3 protein-coding genes are annotated in these 3,022 nt (G+C 43.1%); all 3 read right to left on the bottom strand.

Going from position 1 to position 3,022, the window contains the following annotated elements; genetic code table 11:
- Positions 1 to 542: ribose-phosphate diphosphokinase (locus tag LD39_RS15740; protein WP_035549423.1), on the bottom strand; the 542-nt coding region annotated here is incomplete at its 3' end.
- 15 nt (positions 543 to 557) lie between these two features.
- A complete protein-coding gene (gene glmU / locus LD39_RS15735; RefSeq protein WP_035549420.1) occupies positions 558 to 1,937 on the bottom strand; it encodes a bifunctional UDP-N-acetylglucosamine diphosphorylase/glucosamine-1-phosphate N-acetyltransferase GlmU in 1,380 nt (459 codons plus the stop codon).
- 228 nt (positions 1,938 to 2,165) lie between these two features.
- Entirely contained in the window at positions 2,166 to 2,465 is a 300-nt protein-coding gene (gene spoVG, locus LD39_RS15730; protein WP_035549417.1) for a septation regulator SpoVG, read from the bottom strand.
- Between the last annotated feature and the right edge of the window lie 557 nt (positions 2,466 to 3,022).

Raw genomic sequence — 3,022 nt, 5'->3', positions numbered from 1 at the left:
CGTGTTACACCACCATGATCCGGAGATACAACGACAATATCTTCAAAATTTTTCTCTTCGAAGTAGTCAGAAAGGATCGGAACTCCGACAAGGTGATCGATCGGCACATTAAAGAATCCTTGAATTTGTGGTGCATGCAAATCAAGCATCAGCACACGGGACGCTCCAGCTGTCTCAAGAAGGTCTGCTACCAATTTGGCTGTGATTGGTTCTCGAGCACGAGCTTTACGATCTTGTCTTGCATAGCCGTAATATGGCATCACAATGTTGATCGTGCGGGCAGAAGCGCGTTTTAGAGCATCAATCATGATCAAAAGTTCCATGATATGCTGATTGACTGGCTCACATGTTGATTGAACGATGTATACATCACACCCACGGATACTTTCTTCAATGTTGATTTGAATTTCACCATCACTGAAAGAAGTTACGGTGCATTTCCCTAGTTCTACTCCGATATTTTCAGCAATTTCTTCTGCCAATTCAGGATTAGAGTTCAGTGAAAATACCTTTAATTTTGAATCCTTGTACCCATTTTCCATGGATCGAACCCTCCGTTAATCTTTTTTGATCGACTTCATTTTACTCGCATAGCCTTCTTTGTTCGTTTGTCTTGAACGAGCAATGGACAACGCTTCGGCAGGAACATCTTCGTTAATGGTAGAGCCGGCAGCGACGTAGGCTCCTTCACCGACAGTGACAGGAGCAATCAAGTTTGAATTACAACCGATGAATGCGTCATTCTCGATTGTAGTCAAATGCTTGTTTTCCCCATCATAATTTACTGTTATTGTACCACAACCAATATTCACACCACTTCCGACGTCAGCGTCTCCGATATAGCTCAAGTGGGACGCTTTGCTTCCGTTACCGAAAGTAGCTTTTTTCACCTCAACAAAGTTCCCTACTTTGACATCATCACCAAGAGATGATTGTGGTCGAATATGCGCGAAAGGTCCGATTTGTACACGTTCGCCAATTCGGCTGTTCGCTGCTACACTCTGTTTCACAACGGTTTCTTTACCGATATGGCAATCTTTGATCGTTGAGTGTGGGCCTACAACCGCATCATCAGAAATCTGCGTTTCCCCCTCAATGACACATCCAGGATAGATCACAACATCCTGACCGATCGTTACATCAGGCCCAATATACGTTTGATCAGGGTCTACGATTGTAACACCGCTTCTCATATGATGCTCGTTAATCCGTTGTTTCATGAGCTTTTCTGCTTTAGACAACGCAACTCGGTCATTAACTCCAAGAGATTCTGAAAAATGAGGAGTCTGATAAGCACCCACAATTTCAGATTGATCTTTCAGAATTTCAATGACATCCGGAAGGTAATATTCTCCTTGAACATTATCATTGGATACATTCTTCAAGGCTTCAAAAAGCGCAGCGTTATCAAAACAGTACGTACCTGTGTTGATCTCCTGGATCGCCTGTTCTTCTTCAGAGGCATCCTTTTGCTCGACGATTCGCTCAACTTGACCATTTCCTCCACGGATCACGCGTCCATATCCAGTAGGATCTTCGGCGTGAGCGGTCAGGATTGTAGCCTTCGCATTCTGTACATCATGCTGGTCCAAAAGATTTTGCAGCGTCTTCCCTGTAAGAAGAGGAGTATCTCCGCAGACGACAACGGTAGTTCCTTCTTTATCCGCCAGGATGTCTTCAGCTTGTAACACTGCATGTCCAGTGCCTAATTGCTCTTCCTGAATGACATAGTGGCTATCTTCACCTAATTGATCCTGAACTTTCTCAGCTCCAAAACCAACGACGGTAATCAATTCTTTCAAATCTAGTGTGTTCAACTGGTCGACAACATGCTGAACCATAGGCTTCCCACATACGGGATGCAAAACCTTATAGAGTTTTGACTTCATACGTGTACCTTGTCCAGCTGCTAAAACAACAGCATATCGGTTAGTCATGAACGTACCTCCATCCTAATTATCCACTATGAATAATATCTTAAAACAGGCTTTATTTCAACAATTCCCCCTATGACGAAATAGATCCTTTCAGCCTAAGTGCAGGTGTCCTTATTAGTGACGACTAGCTTAAGCCAAGAAGAGGTTTTCAACAGCACCCGGTATCTTCATAACAAAAAAAGAGTCTAACCTCATAGATAAGGTTAGACTCTTTTTTTTACATAAGTATTAGGAAGCTCCGGCTTCTTCAAACTCCACCTCTGCTTCTTCTGCTTCACCAGCACGGTGGTATTCTTCAAGAACAGCATCTTGAATCTTGCCACGTGTACCGGAATTGATCGGGTGTGCAATGTCTCTGAACTCCCCATCCGGGGTACGTTTACTAGGCATTGCAACGAACAACCCATTGTTGCCATCAATCACCCGTATGTCATGAACAACAAATTCCTGATCTAAGGTAATAGAAGCAATTGCTCGCATTCTTCCATCGGTATTAACGCGTCGCAGTCTTACGTCAGTTACTTCCATTATCATTCACCACCTTTATCCCAAAAAGAACTTATGTACATGAATTCCACAAAACACCAAAAATTCCTGCCTATTTTCAAAAAATTTTTATTATCAAGAAATTTAAACTTTTGGGAGGCTAAAGGTTATTTTTATTTTTGGTTATAGCTTTATTTCAAAAATAAGGTAACGGATTAAAATCTTGTTCCGCAAACGTGCAGGATTGTAGAAGACTCGATTTCGAGATGTTTGTAAGCCTGTTTCCTTTTCTTGGGGCAGAATTAGGAGGTCCTGGAAATCGCTCGCTTTCCGTGGGCATGTGCTGAGCTTCCTCAAACACCGTCTTCCGGGATCTCACCGAGCATGTTCATCCCACAGGAGTCTCGCAATTTCCAAGACCTCCTTGCGTTTGTGTAGCTTAGCGGAAACGCTTCTTTTTTAGCTCGCTTTCACATGCACAAGCTTTGTTATAACAGGATATCTGACTAAACATTCTACTCCTGTTTATCGGCCGTTAATCAATAAAATAGCTGGGTTGGCTGAGAAACGGCGAGACTCCCGCGGGAGAAGGGGCTAGG

Source organism: Halobacillus sp. BBL2006 (assembly GCF_000786645.1).
In the GTDB taxonomy this organism is placed as follows: Bacteria; Bacillota; Bacilli; order Bacillales; family Halobacillaceae; genus Halobacillus.
This window is presented reverse-complemented; position numbering and strand designations above follow the sequence as displayed.

Coding starts and splice junctions, on each gene's coding strand:
- glmU (WP_035549420.1), bottom strand. CDS start 1,937: ATGACTAACCGATATGCTGTTGTTTTAGCAGCTGGACAAGGTACACGT.
- spoVG (WP_035549417.1), bottom strand. CDS start 2,465: ATGGAAGTAACTGACGTAAGACTGCGACGCGTTAATACCGATGGAAGA.